Here is a 17,767-nt window from a genome sequence, read left to right on the forward strand (position 1 = left end):
AAAAAATCCATGAATACGATTCTTCGAAAACAGTTTCTGGCCCATGTGGCCCAGACATCGCCTTCGCCGATGCTGGTGGAGGTGGCCCGGGGAGAGGGCTCCTTTTTCTATACGCCCGAAGGGAAACGCTATTACGACCTGGTGGCGGGGGTTTCGGTGAGCAACGTCGGGCACGCGAATCCGGCGGTGGTGCGGGCCGTTCAGGAGCAGGCGGCGCGCTACATGCACGTGATGGTCTACGGCGAACTGGTCGAGACGCCGCAGGTAGCCTATGCCACGAAGATCGCCTCGCTGCTGCCCGGCGATCTGGAGAGCGTCTATTTCGTCAATTCGGGAGCCGAGGCGGTCGAGGGGGCATTGAAACTGGCCAAGCGCTTCACGGGCCGCACGGAGATGATCTCCATGCGGCGGGCCTACCACGGTTCGACGCACGGCGCGATGAGCATGATGGGAGCTCCGGAGGGCGAGGAGTGGAAGGGCGCGTTCCGGCCGCTGCTGCCCGACGTGCAGGCGATCGAGTTCAACGACTTTGCGCAACTGGAGCGCATCACGCGCCGCACGGCATGCGTGCTGACCGAGCCGGTGCAGGGCGAGGCGGGGGTGCGGCCTCCGCACGCGGGTTACCTCGAAGCGCTGCGGAAACGGTGCGACGAGACGGGTGCGCTGCTGATCTTCGACGAGATACAGACCGGCCTGGGGCGTACGGGCGAGCTCTTTGCGATGCAGAAATACGGCGTTACGCCCGACATCGTCTGCCTGGCGAAAGCCTTCGGCGGGGGGATGCCGCTCGGCGCCTTCATTTCGCGCCACGAGGTGATGGATACGCTGCAGCGCGACCCGGTGCTGGGACACATTACCACCTTCGGCGGCCATCCGGTCTGCTGCGCGGCGGGCCTGGCGGCGCTCGGCTACCTGCTGGACAACGGCGTGGTCGAAACGGTCGAAGCGAAGGGCGCCCTTTACGAGTGCCTGCTGCGGGACCATCCGGCCGTGCATGAGATCCGCCGCAGCGGTCTGCTGCTGGCCGTGGAGCTGGGCTCTTCGGAGCGGCTCTACCGCATCATGGAACTCTTCAAGGAGGCGGGGATCCTGAGCGACTGGTTCCTGTTCTGCGACACGGCCTTCCGGATTTCGCCACCGCTGACGATCTCCGAGGAGGAGGTGCGCGACAGCGCGGCGCTGATCCGGGCGTGCCTCGACCGGCTTTGATCCGGGCCCGGGGGATGCTTCCGGCTCTCCTTCGGGTGTGGAAAGTGTGGAAAAAATCCCGGGTATGGACCCGGGAGTGAAAAAAGGGAGGCCCGTCGATGGGGCCTCTTTTTTGTTTTGCGGTCTTCTCTTTTGGTTGCCGCAGGATGGCGGAATCCACAGACCCTCTTGCCGGTTTGCCGCCTAACCTGGCTTTTGTCTCCTGCTTGCCAGCCGCTCTGTCTCCAGTCGGCCTCTCCTGCTTGCCGGTTTGGCTCTTGCTGCCGGGATCTTCCCCCCCCCTCCTGCCTGAGCCTTTTTCCTACGCCTCCTCGGCGAAGGCCTTGAGCCGGGCAATCTCCTCGGGCCAGCGGGCCTCGTCGGGGGTTTCGAGGATCAGCGGGATGGCGTCGAAGCGCGGGTCTCGGGCGATGTAACGGAAACACTCCATCCCGATCATCCCTTCGCCCAGCGGGGTGTGGCGGTCGACCCGGCTCCCGAGGATCTTCATCGCATCGTTCAGGTGCATTCCCTTCAGGTATTGGAATCCGACGACACGCTCCAGTTCGGCGAAGGTGGCGTCGCACGCCTCGGCGGTCCTCAGGTCGTACCCGGCTGCGAAGGCATGGCAGGTGTCGATGCAGACTCCGACGCGGGACTTGTCCTCCACGCGGTCGATCAGGTAGCGGAGGTGTTCGAAGCGGAATCCGAGGTTGGACCCCTGCCCGGCGGTATTTTCGATCACGGCCGTGACGCCGTGGGTCTGTTCGAGTGCGAGATTGATCGATTCGGCGATACGGTCGAGGCTCTCCTCCTCGGAGATCTGCTTCAGGTGACTCCCGGGGTGGAAGTTCAGTCGGTCGAGCCCGAGGAGTTCGCACCGCTTCATCTCGTCGATGAAGGCTTCGCGCGACTTCTCCAGCGCTTCGGGATCGGGATGCCCGAGGTTGATCAGATAGGAGTCGTGAGGCAGGATCTGTGCGGCCGTGTACCCGCACTCGTCGCAGGCGCGGCGGAAAGCGTCGATCTCGGCGGCGGTCAGGGGTTTGGCCATCCATTGCCGCTGGTTTTTGGTGAAGAGCGCGAATCCCGAGGCGCCGATTGCGAGGGCGTTGCGGGGGGCGTTGTCAACCCCGCCGGATGCGCTGACGTGAGCTCCGAAATATTTCATGGCGAACGTTTTTCTGGTGAGTTAAGCTTCGGACAAAGTTAAGGATTTTGTAAATAAATTCATAACTTTGCAAATTGGAAATCTAATGTCAATGCTTCGGATATGAAAAGTCTTCATGCGCTGTTTGCAGGGATGTTTCTTTTGGTTGGGGGACTTCCGGCCGCGGCCCAGATCTCGATCGACGAGGTCAAGGCTGAGCCTCAGGACGTGAAGTTCCACGACGAACTGAAATCCACCTCCGTGGATGTGGACTATTTCAGCCTGGCACGCTACAAGGCTGAGCGTGCTGCGATCCGCAAGGAGCGCAACTATCTGGAGATCAGTTCGGGACTTCAGGGATCGCTGTCGTCCTACAACGATCCGTGGATTGCCGTCTCGGGTGGTGACAACTCCATTGCGCTGGTTGCGACGTTCAACCTGCGTCATCAGTTCAAGAAGAACCTCTTCTCGATCGAGACGAAATTCTCGGCCAAAATCGGCTACAACCGCATGAAGGTCGAGACGACGGACGACAACGGCGAGACGGTGAGCAACGGGGTGTGGTTCAAGAACCAGGACGAGTTTCTTTTCTGGGTGAACCCGGCCTTCACGCTGGCGAAGAACTGGACCTACGGTTCGACGTTCCAGTTCCGGAGCCAGTTCGTCAACGGTTACAAGTCGCGTACCGAACAGGAGCGCGAGCATATGAAGAGTACGTTCCTCTCTCCGGGTTACCTCGATATTTCGCTGGGTTTGACCTACAAGAGTCCGAAGCCGAAGTTCCCGATCGCCGTGAACATTTCGCCTGTGGCCCTGAGTGCGGTGTTTGTGGAGAACGAGACGATCCGCAACAACGTCTGGGACAACAAACCGGGCTGGGAGGCTTACGGTCTGGCCTCCGAGAATGAGACTTCGAAATACGAGGGCGGATCATCGGTGGAGATCAACTTCGACCGGACGTTCGGCAAGACGGGCTACCTGCGCTACCGGACGACGATCTACTCCTTCTACGGATGGATTACGGACATCAGCCAGCAGAACCGGATCCGCGACTATACCGAATACCGCCACGCCTACGAGGCGTGGGAGCAGGAGGGCAAGGATCCGGCGACGAAACCGCGCCTGGCGATCCACCCGACGGTCCGCTGGACGAATACGGTCGACATCAAGGCCACGAAGTTCCTTACGACGACGCTGAGTTTCCAGCTCTACTATAACCGGGCTCAGAATACCGAAGTACAGACCCAGACGCTGCTGAGCGTGGGCCTTACGTATACCTTCAAGAACAAGTAATGTATCGCAATTCGAAACAGACGATTCTTTTTCCGCTGCTGCTGGCGGCGGGCGTAGTCGCGGGGCTGCTGCTCGGGCAGTATCTGGGCCGCAACACCACGGCTTCGCAGCTCAAGGGGGTGCTCGACCGCATGACGCTTCCCACAAACAAACTCACCTACACGCTCTCGCTGATCGAGAACGAATATGTCGACTCGGTATCGATGGATTCGCTTTCGGAGCATGTCATTCCGCTGCTGGTGCGCGAGCTCGATCCGCATTCGGTCTACATTCCGGCGTCGGAGATGGCCGAGTTGAACGAACCGCTCGAAGGGGAGTTCGACGGCATCGGCGTGGTTTTCAACATGGCCACCGATACGGTGATCGTGCTGAACGTCATCCCGCAGGGTCCGAGCGACAAGGCGGGCGTAAAGGCCGGAGACCGGATCATCGAGATCGACGATTCGCTGGTTGCCGGGCGCCGGATTCCGCAGAACCGGATCGTCAAACTCCTGCGCGGGCCTCGGGGATCGAAGGTCCACCTGGGGCTCGAACGGCAGGGGATCTCCGATCTGGTGCGGGTCGAGGTCGAGCGGGGCGTGATTCCGATCAAGAGTGTCGAGTCGGCCTTCCGGATCGCCGACAGCATCGGTTATATCAAACTGGGTCAATTCGCACGGACGACCCACGAGGAGATCCGTCAGTCGCTGGCGAAGCTGCGCGAAGAGGGTGTCACGAAACTGATCTTCGACCTGCGTGGCAATTCGGGCGGTTTCCTCGACCAGGCAATCGGCGTCGCCAACGAGTTTCTGCACGAAGGCCAGCTGATCGTCTATACGGAGGACCGCCGCCACCGCCAGTTGCGGGAGTACGCCGACGGGACGGGTACGGCCCAGGAGATGGAGGTTGCGGTGCTGATCGACGAAGGGAGCGCCTCTTCGAGTGAGATCCTGGCCGGGGCGTTGCAGGACAACGACCGGGGTACGATCATCGGCCGACGGTCGTTCGGCAAGGGGCTCGTGCAGCGGCAAATCCCCTACAGCGACGGCTCGGCGCTGCGTCTGACGACGGCGCGCTACTATACGCCGACGGGTCGCTCGATCCAGAAACCCTACACGATCGGCGACGACGCGAGCTACGAGGAGGACCTGGTGAACCGCTACCGGAACAACGAGTTCTTCTCGGCGGACAGCATCCATTTCGTCGACTCGCTCAAGCGGGTGACGCCGGGCGGGAAGGTGGTCTACGGCGGCGGGGGCATCATGCCGGACGTCTTCGTTCCGGCCGATACGACCGACGTGACGAAATACTTCATCGAGGTGGTGGGACGGAACATCCTCTACCGCTATACGATCGAGTATGCGGACCGCCACCGCGAGGCCTTGAATGCCGTGCAGACGCTCGACGACCTGGAGACGCTGCTCGACAGCGACCGGACGCTGGTGGATGATTTCATCGGCTATGCGGCCCGGAAGGGCGTTGCGCCGCGCTATGGCGACATCGCCCGCTCCCGGCGACTGATCGAGGCGCAGCTCCGGGCCTATATCGGCCGGAATACGCAGCTTGAGGACAACGGATTCTATGCGAACATCTATCCCGTGGATAACGTGATCGTGCGTGCCATCGGGATTCTGAAAGGAGAGGAGGACGAACGATGATCAAGCGACTGATCGGCCGTCTGGTGACCGTAGCGGTCCTTGCCGTGGTGGTGATGGCGTTCCTGCACCGCGACCGTTTCCGGACGCTGTTGCCCTTCGGTGAACCGGCGGAACAGTCCGTTCCGGTTCGGGAGCCCCGGCCTGTTCCCGTTGAGCCCGCTTCCGGCGGGCCCGCTGCGACCGTCGATTCGCTTTCCGGGGTGCCTGAACTCCCGGATTCGCTCCGGGAGTAGCGGCCGCAATCGGACGGAGTTCCGTTTCCCGCTTATTTTACAAGCTACCACCGATTGCTCCTTGTATCTCCCATCGAAAAAGGCAGCCCCGCAAGGGCTGCCTTTTTGTCTGTCCGAACAGACCGACTGCCGGATATACTTAATAATACTTGACGCTTTTCCCTTCGATTGCCGAGAGGATGTTGTTCGCGGCGGATGAAGCCCCGATGCGGAAGAGATCCGTCGTGAGCCACTCCTTGCCGAGAATCTCCTCGACAATCGTGTAGTAGAGGGCTGCATCTTCGGGGGTGCGAACTCTTCCTGCGGCCTTGAATCCCACCTTGCGTCCGGTCTGCTGGTAATAGTCGCGGATGGCCTGGCACATCACTACGGCAGCCTCGGGCGTTGCGGCGACATCGATCTTTCCGGTGGATGTCTTGACGAAATCGGCCCCGGCAAACATCGACAGCAGCGACGCCTTGCGGATGAGTTCAGGGGTTTTGAGTGCTCCGGACTCGATGATGACCTTCAATACGATGTCGCTGTCCATCTCCGATCGGATCACCTCGACTTCGTTGGCCGCTTCATCGTATTCACCCGTGAGCATCCGTCCGACGTTCATTACGATGTCGATTTCATCGGCCCCGTTTTCCACGGCCATGGCCACTTCGAGTGCCTTCACTTCAAGGAATGTCTGTGCTGCGGGAAAACCACCGGCTACACTCGTAATGCGCATCGGGGTCCCGTCTACGGCCAATCCTACGGTATCGACGAATGCGGGATAGACGCAGATCGATGCGACATTGGGGATGTGCGGGTATTTCTCGTAGAATTCGGCCGCCTTTCGTGCGAATTCCGTAACTGAGGTGGTCGAGTCGTTGCACGACAGGGTTGTAAGGTCAATGGCCGAATAGCAGAATTTGTATACTTCGGTGTTGTGGTTGCGGGATTCCGCGATTTTGCGGATGCGTTCTACCTCCTCGTCTACCTGTGCAGGACTCCAGGCCGGGGCGTACTCTTTCAGATGGTTGGCGTATTCCATACTTTCCTTGGTGGTTTTGTACAAAAATAGGAAAATAATTCGAACCCGCAAAAAAAGCCCGGATCATTTGATCCGGGCTTTTCGGTATTGTGAAGGATCCTTATTTGTTCAGCGCCTTCAGGTTGACATCCTTTGCCGCCTTCTGAGCGAGTTCGGGATTCTTGGAGACAGCGCTCTTGAGCTGAGCCTCTGCGGTCTTCAGATCGCCTTCCTTGGCAGCGATCACGGCACGCAGGTAGTCAGCCTCTGCGGAGTTGTCCTTGGCGATGGCCTTCTTGGCTCCGGCCAGGTCGTTGGCCTGAACCAGGGCGATAGCCTCATTGTATCCCTTCAAGCCCTTTGCAGCAGCCTTGTAGTCACCTTCGGCAGCAGCCATGGCAGCCTTCGACTCGGCGTCGGCGGCAGCAGCGTACTTCTTGGCCTCTGCGGTCTTACCGTTGGCGAGGTTTGCGAGCAGGAGGTTCTTGTTGAGTTCCTTCGAGGAGTCGAGTTTGGCAGCCTTTTCGAAGGACTTCAGCGCCTCAGCCTTGTCGCCAACCTGGGTCTGGGCAACACCGAGGTTGTTCCAGATGCGAGCATCGTTGTACTTCTTCGATGCGGCGGTGAGGATCTCTACCTGCTCGGCAGGATTCTTTGCAAGAACCTGAGCCGCATAGAGGTAGTGCTCTGCGGTGAGTTCGCCGCCGTTGCGGTAAGCCTCCATGATCTCGGCATCGGTCAGACCCTGGAGATCGGTGCTGTTGACGATCTGCGAACGACGGAGTTCGGGAAGGATCTCCTTCTTCAGCTCCTCGAATACGGAGGACATGTTCTTGATTTCGGCCTCGCGCTCTGCGGGGGAGTTGTAGAGGCTGAGAACCTGGAGAATGAGGTTCTTGTCCTGAATATCGGATTTTTCAACGAGTTCCTTGAAACCGTCCCAGTCTTCACCGTAAGCTGCGGCGTCGATCTCCAGACCGGCATCCTTGAGGAGTTTGGCCACGACCTTCTGTCCGGACTCGCTGCGGGCCTTGGAGAGCTTGTCGTTGAACTTCACCGGTCCATCGGGAGAAGCATAGCCCTTCACGGCAATGTTCTGGGTTGCGCGATCGTTTTCGAGGTTCTTGTCGACGTTGGCCTTGAATGCGTCGAGGTTTGCGTTCTGCTCGTTCTTCTTCGTTACGACGGAGGAGTTGATAGCATAGAGCAGGTCCGTTTTGTCAACGACGGTGGTAACCTTCTTGTAGTCGTTGTTCATCTGCTCCATCAGGTCTCCGTACTTGAGGTCCTTCTGGAGGGTGTTGAGTCCGTAGGCGACGGTCAGACCGAACTCCTTGGCGATAGCGGCCTTTGCTGCGGCATCATTACCTGCGAGTACAGCAGCCTGCTCCTTGGTGGGGATTGCGCCGTTGTTGAGGTTCACGAGCGTGAACTCCTTGCACTTGCCCTTGGGGCATTTGATTTCGGCACGGAGCTGGAGCTCGCACTGATCCATGCGGGGATCGTATGCGAATTCCACGTGCTGGGAGAAGTTCCCGCCGTTGGTCTGATCTACGACCGCGTAGTTTTCATCGACTTTCGAACCCTGATAGTATTTGGTCGTTCCGGCCACCTCTCCGCCTTCGAACACGATCACGGGGGTTACCTTGATGACGGCCTTTTTGTTGAAATACTCCTGCGGGAAGGTGACATTGATGTCTGCGGCCACGACGCCGTTGTTCAGTGTCAGGATCTCGGGGGTCACCGTCAACTTGATGTCGTCCCGATTCTGGGCCATCTTCTTGAAGCAGTTACAGCTCGAAAATGCCAAAGCGGCAGCCACGAGCACAACGCTCAATTTCATGATGTTTTTCATAATTAGGTAAAAGTTAAAGTTGTTTATTTAATTGTTTGCCTTATTTGTCAGCTTCTGTCGTTTTTTTCTGTCCGTCTCGCTTACTCTCTGCTACCGTCTCATTTTTCCGCGTTGGTCGGCCTCCGCTTCCGTTTCTTTCCGCTTCCGCCTTTCCGCTTCGGTCTCTCTCAGTCTCTGTCCCTCTCATTCTCACACACACTCTCTCTCTTCCTCTCTTCTCTCTTCTCTCTTCTCTCCCTCTTCTCCCCTGCCCCCCCCCACTCCCTTTGTGTTAGGGGACACTGGAACATCGCAAATATAGAAAACTCTGACAATATATGCAATATTTCGGACGGAATTCGTTGATAAAATTCCGGTCCGAAATATCACAAAAACAGAAGCTTTTTATTCCTCCTTGTGCTCATGCCGTTCGCGGCGTTCACGACGCTCCCCGCGTTCGGGCCTGGGGCGCCGCTCCCGCTCGACATAACCTTCGGGTTTCGGCAGCAGGGCCTTGCGCGAAAGTTTGAGCTTGTTGGTCTTGGGATCGAGTCCGATGAGTTTGACATCGATCTCGTCACCCTCCTTCAAGCCGGTCTCCTCCATGGTTTCGAACCGCTTGTAGTCGATCTCGGAGATGTGGAGCAGGGCATCCTTTCCGGGCATGATCTCGACGAATGCGCCGAATGCCACGATCGAGCGGATCTTTCCGTGATAGGTCTCGCCGACCTCGGGGATGGCCACGATGGCCTTGATGCGGGCCAGAGCACCGTCGAGGGCCTCCTTGTCGACACCGAAAATATCGACGATACCCTTGTTGTCGACCTCGGTGATGGTGATGGTGGTGTTGGTTGTCTTCTGAATATCCTGAATGACCTTTCCGCCGGGGCCGATCACCGGACCGATCATATCCTGCGGGATGGTGATCTGAACGATGCGCGGTACGCAGGGCTTGTAGTCGGCACGCGGTTCGGCGATGCACTCGGTGATCTTGCCGAGGATGTGCATGCGGCCCTGACGTGCCTGCTCCAATGCAGCTGCGAGCACCTCGTAGGAGAGTCCGTCGACCTTGATGTCCATCTGCGTGGCGGTGATGCCGTCCTTCGTGCCGGTCACCTTGAAGTCCATGTCTCCGAGGTGGTCCTCATCTCCGAGGATGTCGGAGAGCACGGCCCACTTGCCGGTTGCGGAGTCGGAGATCAGCCCCATGGCGATACCCGATACGGGTTTCTTGATCTTCACGCCGGCGTCCATCAGGGCGAGGGTTCCGGCGCAGACGGTTGCCATCGACGAGGAGCCGTTGGATTCGAGGATGTCCGACACGACGCGTACGGCGTAGGGGTTCTCTTCGCCCAGCGGGATCATGGGTTTCAGGGCGCGCCATGCGAGGTGCCCGTGTCCGATCTCACGGCGCGAGAGACCGCGTGCGGCCTTAGCCTCGCCGGTGGAGAAGGGCGGGAAGTTGTAGTGGAGCACGAACTGCTCGGTGCCCTGTACGAGCACTTCGTCCTTGACCTTCTCGTCGAGTTTCGTGCCGAGGGTTACGGTAGCCAGGGCCTGCGTTTCACCGCGGGTGAAGATGGCCGAGCCGTGAGCGGCGGGCAGGTATCCGACCTCGCACCAGATGGGGCGGATCTCATCGGTGCGGCGTCCGTCGAGACGCTTCCCTTCGTTGAGGATCATGTTGCGCATGGCCTTCTTCTGGACGTCGTCGTGGAAATACTTGTGGATGAGCGGAGCCTTTTCGACGAGCTCCTCCTCGGTGTAGCGCGAAGCGAACTCGGTTTCGAGTGCGTTGAAGAGATCCTCGCGCTCGTGCTTCATCGTACCGCTCGTGGCGATGGCGTAGGCCTTGTCGTAGAGCTCGCGGATGATCGTCTGGCGGAGCTCCTCGTCGTTGACCTCGTGGCAGTAGGTGCGTTTCACATCCTTGCCGAGCTCCTTGGAGAGTTCGATCTGTACGGCGCAGTGCTTCTTGATCTCCTCGTGGGCGAACTTGATGGCCCCGAGCATGACCTCTTCGGATACCTCCTTCATCTCACCCTCGACCATGAGGATGTTGTCGATGGTACCTCCGACCATGATGTCGAGGTCGCATTCGGGCATTTCGGAGAAGTTGGGGTTGATGGCGTATTGCCCGTTCCGGCGTACGACGCGGACTTCGGAGATGGGGCCTCCGAAGGGGATGTCCGACACGGCGAGTGCAGCCGATGCGGCCAGACCGGCCAGGGCATCGGGCTGGATGTCCTTGTCCGCGGAGATGAGGTTTACGGTGACGTATACCTCGGCGTGGTAGTCGGCAGGGAACAGGGGACGGAGGGCGCGGTCGATGAGGCGGGCGACGAGGATCTCACTGTCGTTCGCCTTTCCTTCGCGCTTCATGAAGCCTCCGGGGTAGCGGCCGCAGGCGGCGTATTTCTCCTTGTACTCGACCTGGAGGGGCATGAAATCGGTGTCGGGTTTTGCATCCTTTGCGGCCACTACGGTAGCGAGGAGCATGGTGTCGCCCATCTTGACGACGACAGCTCCGTCAGCCTGTTTGGCCAGCTTGCCCGTTTCGATCTCGATCTGGCGACCGTCGGCCAGGGTGATGATCTTGCGGACTGCGTTGTACAGCTTCTTTTCTTCCATAAAAATTTAAACCTATGATGTTTCGATTGTTTGTCGCAAGAAAATGAAGGCAATCCCACGCGGGAATTGCCCTCATTTTTACCTCGGGATTACTTGCGGAGATTGAGCGTCTTGACGATTGCGCGGTAGCGCTCGATGTCTACCTCCTTGAGATACTCCAGCAACTGGCGACGCTTGCCGACCAGACGCAGCAGTGCGCGCTGGGTACCGAAGTCGTGCTTGTTGCTTTTGAGGTGTTCAGTAAGGTGGTTGATACGGTACGAAAACAACGCGATCTGGCTCTCGGGGGAACCGGTGTCGGTGTTAGACTTGCCGTACTGGCCAAAAAGCTCCTGCTTTTTTTCAGCTGTTAAATAAGCCATTTTGAAAAAGTTTATTTAAGTTCCACTCTACGACGCATCCCCCTTACCGTGGATAACGCCAGAGCGTTCGGCAAAGGTACGAATATAATTAGGATTTAGGAATGAAAAGTTAAAAATTCTTCGCCTTTTGGGCGGAAAAATGAAAAGTTAGCGGGGAAAATCGTATTTTTGTGGCTAAACGTGTGAAAATTATGGGATACAAGGGAGTTTTCGGAGTGCTGGTTCTGCTGCTGTCGGGTCTTTTTGCGGGGTGCGGGAGCGGCCGGCACTATACGACGGTCGACGGGGTGATGCTGGGCACGACGCTGCACGTTGTTGCCGACGTGCGGAATACGACATCGCAGGAGCTCTACCGGGCGGTCATGGATCTGGACCGTGAGGCGAAGGCTTCGATGTCGATTTTCGACGCGGGGTCCCTGCTGAGCCGCCTGAACCGCAACGAGACGGATACGGTCGACCGCCATATCGCCTTCAATCTGCGCCTTGCGGACAGTATCGGGGCGCTGAGCGACGGCCGCTACGACGTGACGGTCAAGCCGCTGGTCGAAGCGTGGGGTTTTGCCGGGAAGCAGGCTGTGGCGCATCCGAACATCGATTCGATCCTCGCCTTCGTGGGCCGCGACAAGGTGCGCCTGGAGGGCAACCGTCTGGTGAAGTCCGACCCGCGCGTGCAACTGGACTTCAACTCCGTGGCCAAGGGCTATACGGTTGACCTGCTGGCCGAGCTGGTCGAGGGGTTCGGGGCCGAGAACTACATCGTCGATATCGGGGGAGAGGTGCGGTGCCGGGGCGTGAACCGTCAGGGTCAGCCGTGGCGCATCGGGGTCGAGACCCCCTTCGACGGGAACATGACCGACGGAGAGTACCTGCAGCGCCGGATCCGGCTTTCGGAGGGGGGCTTGGCCACGTCGGGCAACTACCGCCGATATTACCTCGATGCCGACGGCAACAAGGTGGCCCATACGCTCGATCCCCGTACGGGCCGCAGCGTGGTGTCACGGCTCTTGTCGGTGACGGTTGTCGCTCCGACGTGCGCCGAGGCCGATGCCCTGGGGACGATGTTCCTGGCCCTGGGGGCCGATGATGCCCTGGCGACCGCCGGGCGGTTGCCCGACGTGAAAGTCTATTTTATCCTGGCCGGAGACGGCGACTCCTACGAGGAGTATGTCTCCCCGGCGATGAAACCCCTGATCATGGAGTAATCCACAACGAGCCGAATTGTTCTATGAAGACAGCCGTTTTTCTCTATAATCCCGAGTCGGGGCGAGGCCGGGTCGCCCGCGAGGCCGAACAGATCGACGAGATTTTTCGGACCAACGGATACAGGGTAGTCCCGCAGCCGATCGATTTCGGCGTGAATCCCTTCGACGGTCACGAGACGATCGACCTGATGGTCGTGGCCGGGGGCGACGGGACGGTCAACTTTGCGGTCAATGCGATGAAAAGCAAGGGCCTGGATATTCCGCTGGGGGTGATTCCGGCCGGCACGGCGAATGATTTTGCCGGGGCGCTCGGCATGTCGAACGAACTGTTGGAGGCGGCCCGTCAGATTGCTGCGGGAAGCATCGACCGGGTCGATGTCGGGCGGGTCAACGACCTGTGGTTCGTCAATATCTTTTCGTTCGGGATCTTCACGACCACCTCGCAGCGGACGCCCAATTCGCGGAAACACCTCATGGGCAAGCTGGCCTACATCATCGAGGGGGTGAAGGAGTTCCGGACGATCCATGCCGTACCGCTGGAGATCGTGGCCGATGGCGAGCATTTCGATCTTCGGTCGCTGATGGCGCTGATCTTCAACGGCGAGACGGCCGGCGGCTTCCGTCTGGCGCGCACGTCGTCGATCCGCGACGGCCTGTTCGACTGCATTCTGCTGGAGAAGAAGGATTTTTTCCGCTCGACGCTGGCCATGGGCCGTTACCTGCTCGGTGGGAATCCGAAGATCGTGCGTCACTTCCGGGCGCGTCGGATCGACATCCGGTCGACGGTCAACGAACCGACGGATGTCGACGGACAGCCGGGCGCCGAATTCCCGTTGCATATCGAGTGTATGGCGGGGGGGCTTCGGGTGATTGTCCCGAATCGGGCGGATTCCTGATTCCGTTTCAACGGAAGTTTGGGGCTCTCACTTCGGCTTCGCTTTGTGAGGGCTTCGTTTTTTGCATCCCGGTTTGCGATTTTACGGGGTAAATGTTATTTTTGTCAAAAAACAGGGCGCTATGGCTGAAACCGGCAAAACGACGTGCGACGGGCGGGACGGCCTGCACAAAGTCTCCATCTCCCGCATCAAGAAGGAGATGAACGATGTCTTTTACCTTTCGGATGATTTGGTTATCACGACGTTGACTGCCGACAAGAATACGACGGCGGACTATCCGACGTCGGTAGACGGTTTTACGGCGATCATCATGATGACGGGGGAGGCCGTCGTGTCGATCGACATGCAGAATTACGCGGTGCGTCCCAACTCGATCGTCTTTTTCAATCCGGATTCGGTCATCCGGACGGTGAAGTGTTCGTCGAATGCCGCGGCCTACCTGCTGGCCTTTTCGAAATCGTTCGTGAACGAGATCCAGATTGACCTGTCGACGTCGCTGCCGGTCTACATGCGTTTCGGCAAGGCTCCGGTGCTGAAGGCGAGCCAGCAGGACGTGGATGAGATCCGTCAGCTGTTCCAGCTGATCAAGACGATGCTGCGCAGCGACAAGGAGCGCTACCGTCACGAAATCATCCGGACGCTTTTCACGACGGCCTTCTATATCATTACGGAGATCAACCAGCGGGACCAGCCCGGGGAGATGAAACAGGGCCGATGCGAGGTTCTGTTCGACCAGTTCATCTCGCTGCTGCAGCAGTATAACAAGCGGGAGCGGAACGTAAGTTTCTACGCGCGCCAGATGAACATCACGCCCAAATACCTGTCGTCGGTAGTGAAGGAGGTGAGCGGGAAGACGGCGGCGCGGTGGATCGACGAGTCGGTGATTCTCGAAGCGAAGACCCTGCTGAAGTATTCGGGGATGAGCATCCAGGAGATCGCCTACCATCTGAACTTTTCGACGCAATCGTTTTTCGGGAAATACTTCAAGCAGCATACGGGCACCTCGCCATCGCGTTACAAACGCAAGGGGTGACCGATACCGGCGTCCTGATCTCCCGACCGGTCTATGCCGAGGTCCCGCCTCGTGCCGGGTATCGTCTTACGGATCTGGGTGCGAGCCTGTTACCGCCTATTTATGGGGCTGGAGTAGTGGACCTGAAAGGCAAGCCTAAACTCGCACTTGCCATCAGCGGGCTGCTGATTGGCGAATGGTTCAAGGAGCCGTTCGACAGGTTGTTCCCATCCATCAGAGGGACAGTTGCACCGCACAGAAAGGCAAAGGGTTGGGATTGTAAACAAAGCCAACGGGAGGGTAGCCAGTTTGTGTTTTGGGCAGACCAAGACCGATTGCTCTCCTTACTATAATCGTGCTATTCCTTATTGGCTTTTCTTCTATCTTTAATAATCGCATCTATATTCTCCAATGCCCACCCTATCAGTGCATTGATGTGTGGTAACAAAGAGCGCGCCCGTTCCGTCAGCGCATACTCGACCCTTGGAGGGACTTCGGGATATACGGTGCGGGTAACATAACCGTCATCTTCCAATGTCCTCAAGGTAACCGTCAGCATCTTCTGCGATATGTCAGGGATTTCACGCTGCAACTCCTTGAACCGCACCGTTTCCTTGCCGGCCTTGTCCAGTGTGTATATGACCAGAAGCGACCATTTGTCACAGATTCTGGCTAAGATATTCCGTATCGGGCAATCCGGAAACACCGCATCTTCTATCGTTGTTCTATCCATAATATTGTGTATTTCAAATCGCTCTACAAAGGTAATCAAATTCCTTTCACGCTGCAACAAACTTTTTTCAAAAATATTTTTGTCTGTAACCGGCTCATACACAATAATGGTTACCTGTTGGTAAGTATGTGACATTCAAGTGCCTACTTGCAGGATTAAAAAACTCTTTCTTACTTTGCAGCATAAAAGAAACAAAGATACTTTTAGTAAGCAAGGCGATTAAAAACCCATTAAAACAAAAAAACAATGAAGAAGGTATTATTCATTTTGTTGAATCTTTTAACAATCACAGCTATGGCACAGACTAAAGGACGTTTCGAGGTACATGACCTCGGCAATTACAGACTGCATGTTTATTACACCAACGATGCTCTCGGCGACGCAAGCTACATCATCGAGGGCAAGGATGCACTTGTCACGATGGAGCAGCCGCTGTTCAAGGACAATGTGGCAGAGTTCGACACTTATCTCTCCAAACTGTCCAAGCCCGTGGAGAAACGTATCACGGACTATCATGTGGGAGGAACCGGAAGCCACGATGTGGTGATGGCCGAGGGTATGCCCGAATTTACCAAAGGCGAGATCTATGGCGGCATGATGAAAGGCTTTGCCCAGGCATTCGGTGACACTCTGACAGACATGCCTACGGGCAAGGCAACTGAGGTGGCATTCGGCACTACTCAGACATGGGCAGGGGTTACCTTCGAGTTCCGCCCCGGTGCAAGTTCCGATTTTCCCGGTGCCAGCATCCTGATTGGAGGTAAGGCATATTACACCCACTGGACTCCTGCAAAGGCCCATGTCAGCCACCTGCAAATCTCTTCCTCTGCCGCTATCGATGCAGAAATCGCGGAAGCTGAAAACTCATTGGCTTCGGGTGCGGCGCTGTTCATCGGCGGGCACGGCGGTGCGGCTGCACGCGATGCCGTAGAGTTCAAGATCGCCTATCTGAAAAAGATGAAGGAGCTGCGTGCAGCCAACAATACGGCACAGGCTTTTGTGGATGCCATGAAACAAGCCTATCCAGGACTGCCCGGAGAAGCCGGATTGGAAGATTTGGGCAAGGCACTCTATAAATAAGTGCAAGGCATACCGGACAATAACGCTTCGGACGGTACCTGAATGTCGTACCGTCCGAAGCCATTTTTTGGCGTATCGGACGATGTAGCCCGTGAAATCTACGCGGATAATCCGGTTCTGCCCCTGTATAAGCAATATGCCGAATGGGCTTATTTTCGTCTGCCTGTCGACTGTGCCTCAGAGGGTTCCGAGCCGGTGGCCCGATGTCCGGATCGTGAACCGTTCCGATCGAAAAACGGGCCCTTCCATCAGGGAAGGGCCCGTTTCGGCTTGCTTGGGTTGGCAGATGTCCTTTGTTTTATTTGCGGGCGTTTTTGGCAGCTACGGCCTTGTCCAACTCGATGATGAAGTCCGAGAGGACGTTCATGTAGTTGATGAAGGCGTCATAAGCCGAGTCGTAGGGGTTGAAGTAGGAGTGTACGTCCCCGTCGGACAGCCACTTGGTCGCCATGTAATAGAAGTGGTCGGAGGTCTGCATGAAGCTCCATACGTAGTCGAAGTCGGGATTTTTCAGGGCCTTCACCTTCTCCTTCTGGGCATAGAGCTTCGAGAACGCCTCGTTCTGGAGTTCGTTTCCGAGCCAGGCGGTGATGTCACGCTCCTCGTCGGCCCAGGACATCACGTGCGGGCAGTGGAGCACGGCAACGGGCTGATACTTCTTGGCGGCTTCGGTTACGGTGGCGAACTCCAGCCCGTTCTTCTTGGCGAGAATGGCTTTGGGCAGGGCGCGCATGAACTCGAAGATTCCGGTATTGGCAGCCTGGTGTTCCCCGAAAGTTTCGTAATCCATAAAGAGGTTGATGACCTCTCCGGGGGTTTCGTCCGATGCGAGCCACTGTACGTACTTGTCGGCGGTCAGGGGCCACTGATCCCAGCTTTGGTTGGAGAATCGGAATGCGATGTCATCCGAGAGCTTGTAGTTGCGCAGCAGGAGCCGGAGTTTCTGATCGATGGCGTTTGCGTAGACGTAGTTGGGCGATTTCCAACCGAGGATATGCTTGGCACCCTCGGCGAGCATCGTGCGGAATCCCATTCCGGCGACCATGGCTCCGATTTCGTCGGAGTAGATCAGCTCGGTATTCCGGAATGCGGTGGGTTTCACGCCGAACTCCTTCTTGATGAGGTTCGTGTGGAGTTTCACCTGCTCTTCGAAATCCTCCTTGGAGGCGAGCGCTGCGAGGGAGTGCGAGTAGGTTTCGGCGAGGAATTCCACACATCCCGTAGCTGCGAGTTCCTTGAACGAATCGAGGACTTCGGGAGCGAAGGCTTTCATCTGTTCGATGGCGATGCCTGTGATCGAGAACGAGCAGCGGAACTTTCCTTTGTTCTCCTTGATGAGCTTGAGCAGCAAGGCGTTCATCGGGAGGTAACACAGGCGGGCGACCTTCTGCATGATAGCGCGGTTCTGGAGGTCGTCCAGGTAGTTATGGTCCTTGCCCATGTTGAAAAAGCGGTACTTTTTCAGACGCCAGGGCTGATGTACCTGAAAGTAGAGGCAAACGGTTTTCATGGTGGT

The 17,767-nt window shown here is 57.6% G+C and carries 15 protein-coding genes; 8 read left to right on the forward strand and 7 right to left on the reverse strand.

Annotated elements, in window-relative coordinates; genetic code table 11:
* Window positions 1-9 precede the first annotated feature (9 nt).
* Window positions 10-1,209, forward strand: coding sequence for an aspartate aminotransferase family protein (locus tag ABGT65_RS06160; protein ID WP_346700591.1), 1,200 nt, complete (start codon window positions 10-12; stop codon window positions 1,207-1,209).
* 301 nt (window positions 1,210-1,510) lie between these two features.
* On the opposite strand, the gene nfo is transcribed toward ABGT65_RS06160, so the two are convergent.
* Window positions 1,511-2,359: a deoxyribonuclease IV gene (gene nfo / locus ABGT65_RS06165; RefSeq protein ID WP_346700592.1), complete on the reverse strand. Its 849-nt coding sequence runs from the start codon at window positions 2,357-2,359 to the stop codon at window positions 1,511-1,513.
* A 102-nt stretch (window positions 2,360-2,461) separates the two neighbouring features.
* Here nfo and ABGT65_RS06170 point away from each other — a divergent pair, with 102 nt between their 5' ends.
* The 3 genes from ABGT65_RS06170 to ABGT65_RS06180 are packed head-to-tail and all read left to right on the forward strand — an operon-like array spanning window position 2,462 to window position 5,501.
* Window positions 2,462-3,631 (forward strand): DUF3078 domain-containing protein, encoded by a 1,170-nt coding sequence (locus ABGT65_RS06170; RefSeq protein ID WP_346700593.1) that lies wholly within the window; start codon window positions 2,462-2,464, stop codon window positions 3,629-3,631.
* Window positions 3,631-5,268, forward strand: a complete 1,638-nt coding sequence (locus ABGT65_RS06175) for a S41 family peptidase (RefSeq protein ID WP_346700595.1) — start codon at window positions 3,631-3,633, stop codon at window positions 5,266-5,268. The genes ABGT65_RS06170 and ABGT65_RS06175 overlap by 1 nt, the downstream gene beginning before the upstream one ends.
* Entirely contained in the window at window positions 5,265-5,501 is a 237-nt protein-coding gene (locus ABGT65_RS06180; protein ID WP_346700597.1) for a hypothetical protein, read from the forward strand. The genes ABGT65_RS06175 and ABGT65_RS06180 overlap by 4 nt, the downstream gene beginning before the upstream one ends.
* Window positions 5,502-5,640: 139 nt before the next feature.
* Here the strand turns inward: ABGT65_RS06180 and deoC are convergent, their stop codons facing one another.
* The 4 genes from deoC to rpsO all read right to left on the reverse strand — a co-directional run bounded on the left by deoC (window position 5,641) and on the right by rpsO (window position 11,328).
* Entirely contained in the window at window positions 5,641-6,522 is an 882-nt protein-coding gene (gene deoC, locus ABGT65_RS06185) for a deoxyribose-phosphate aldolase (protein ID WP_346700598.1), read from the reverse strand.
* Between the two features lie 100 nt (window positions 6,523-6,622).
* On the reverse strand, window positions 6,623-8,344 hold the full coding sequence (locus ABGT65_RS06190; RefSeq protein ID WP_346700600.1) for a hypothetical protein: 1,722 nt from the start codon (window positions 8,342-8,344) through the stop codon (window positions 6,623-6,625).
* 396 nt (window positions 8,345-8,740) lie between these two features.
* On the reverse strand, window positions 8,741-10,966 hold the full coding sequence (gene pnp / locus ABGT65_RS06195; RefSeq protein ID WP_346700602.1) for a polyribonucleotide nucleotidyltransferase: 2,226 nt from the start codon (window positions 10,964-10,966) through the stop codon (window positions 8,741-8,743).
* Window positions 10,967-11,055: 89 nt separating this feature from the next.
* Window positions 11,056-11,328 carry a 30S ribosomal protein S15 gene (gene rpsO / locus ABGT65_RS06200; RefSeq protein ID WP_087260384.1) on the reverse strand — a complete coding sequence of 91 codons (273 nt, stop codon included), beginning with the start codon at window positions 11,326-11,328 and terminating at the stop codon, window positions 11,056-11,058.
* A 191-nt stretch (window positions 11,329-11,519) separates the two neighbouring features.
* On the opposite strand from rpsO, the gene ABGT65_RS06205 reads away from it, so the two are divergent.
* The 3 genes from ABGT65_RS06205 to ABGT65_RS06215 all read left to right on the forward strand — a co-directional run bounded on the left by ABGT65_RS06205 (window position 11,520) and on the right by ABGT65_RS06215 (window position 14,459).
* Complete coding sequence (locus tag ABGT65_RS06205; RefSeq protein ID WP_346700603.1) at window positions 11,520-12,530, forward strand: FAD:protein FMN transferase; 1,011 nt, start codon at window positions 11,520-11,522, stop codon at window positions 12,528-12,530.
* Between the two features lie 23 nt (window positions 12,531-12,553).
* Window positions 12,554-13,426 (forward strand): YegS/Rv2252/BmrU family lipid kinase, encoded by an 873-nt coding sequence (locus ABGT65_RS06210; RefSeq protein ID WP_346700605.1) that lies wholly within the window; start codon window positions 12,554-12,556, stop codon window positions 13,424-13,426.
* A 121-nt stretch (window positions 13,427-13,547) separates the two neighbouring features.
* On the forward strand, window positions 13,548-14,459 hold the full coding sequence (locus ABGT65_RS06215; protein WP_346700606.1) for a helix-turn-helix domain-containing protein: 912 nt from the start codon (window positions 13,548-13,550) through the stop codon (window positions 14,457-14,459).
* Window positions 14,460-14,796: 337 nt separating this feature from the next.
* Here the strand turns inward: ABGT65_RS06215 and ABGT65_RS06220 are convergent, their stop codons facing one another.
* On the reverse strand, window positions 14,797-15,171 hold the full coding sequence (locus ABGT65_RS06220) for a helix-turn-helix domain-containing protein (protein WP_346703067.1): 375 nt from the start codon (window positions 15,169-15,171) through the stop codon (window positions 14,797-14,799).
* Between the two features lie 246 nt (window positions 15,172-15,417).
* On the opposite strand from ABGT65_RS06220, the gene ABGT65_RS06225 reads away from it, so the two are divergent.
* On the forward strand, window positions 15,418-16,251 hold the full coding sequence (locus ABGT65_RS06225) for a hypothetical protein (protein WP_346700608.1): 834 nt from the start codon (window positions 15,418-15,420) through the stop codon (window positions 16,249-16,251).
* Between the two features lie 298 nt (window positions 16,252-16,549).
* Here the strand turns inward: ABGT65_RS06225 and ABGT65_RS06230 are convergent, their stop codons facing one another.
* Window positions 16,550-17,761 (reverse strand): glycoside hydrolase family 57 protein, encoded by a 1,212-nt coding sequence (locus tag ABGT65_RS06230; RefSeq protein ID WP_346700610.1) that lies wholly within the window; start codon window positions 17,759-17,761, stop codon window positions 16,550-16,552.
* Between the last annotated feature and the right edge of the window lie 6 nt (window positions 17,762-17,767).

Source organism: uncultured Alistipes sp. (assembly GCF_963931675.1).
Taxonomy (GTDB): Bacteria; Bacteroidota; Bacteroidia; order Bacteroidales; family Rikenellaceae; genus Alistipes.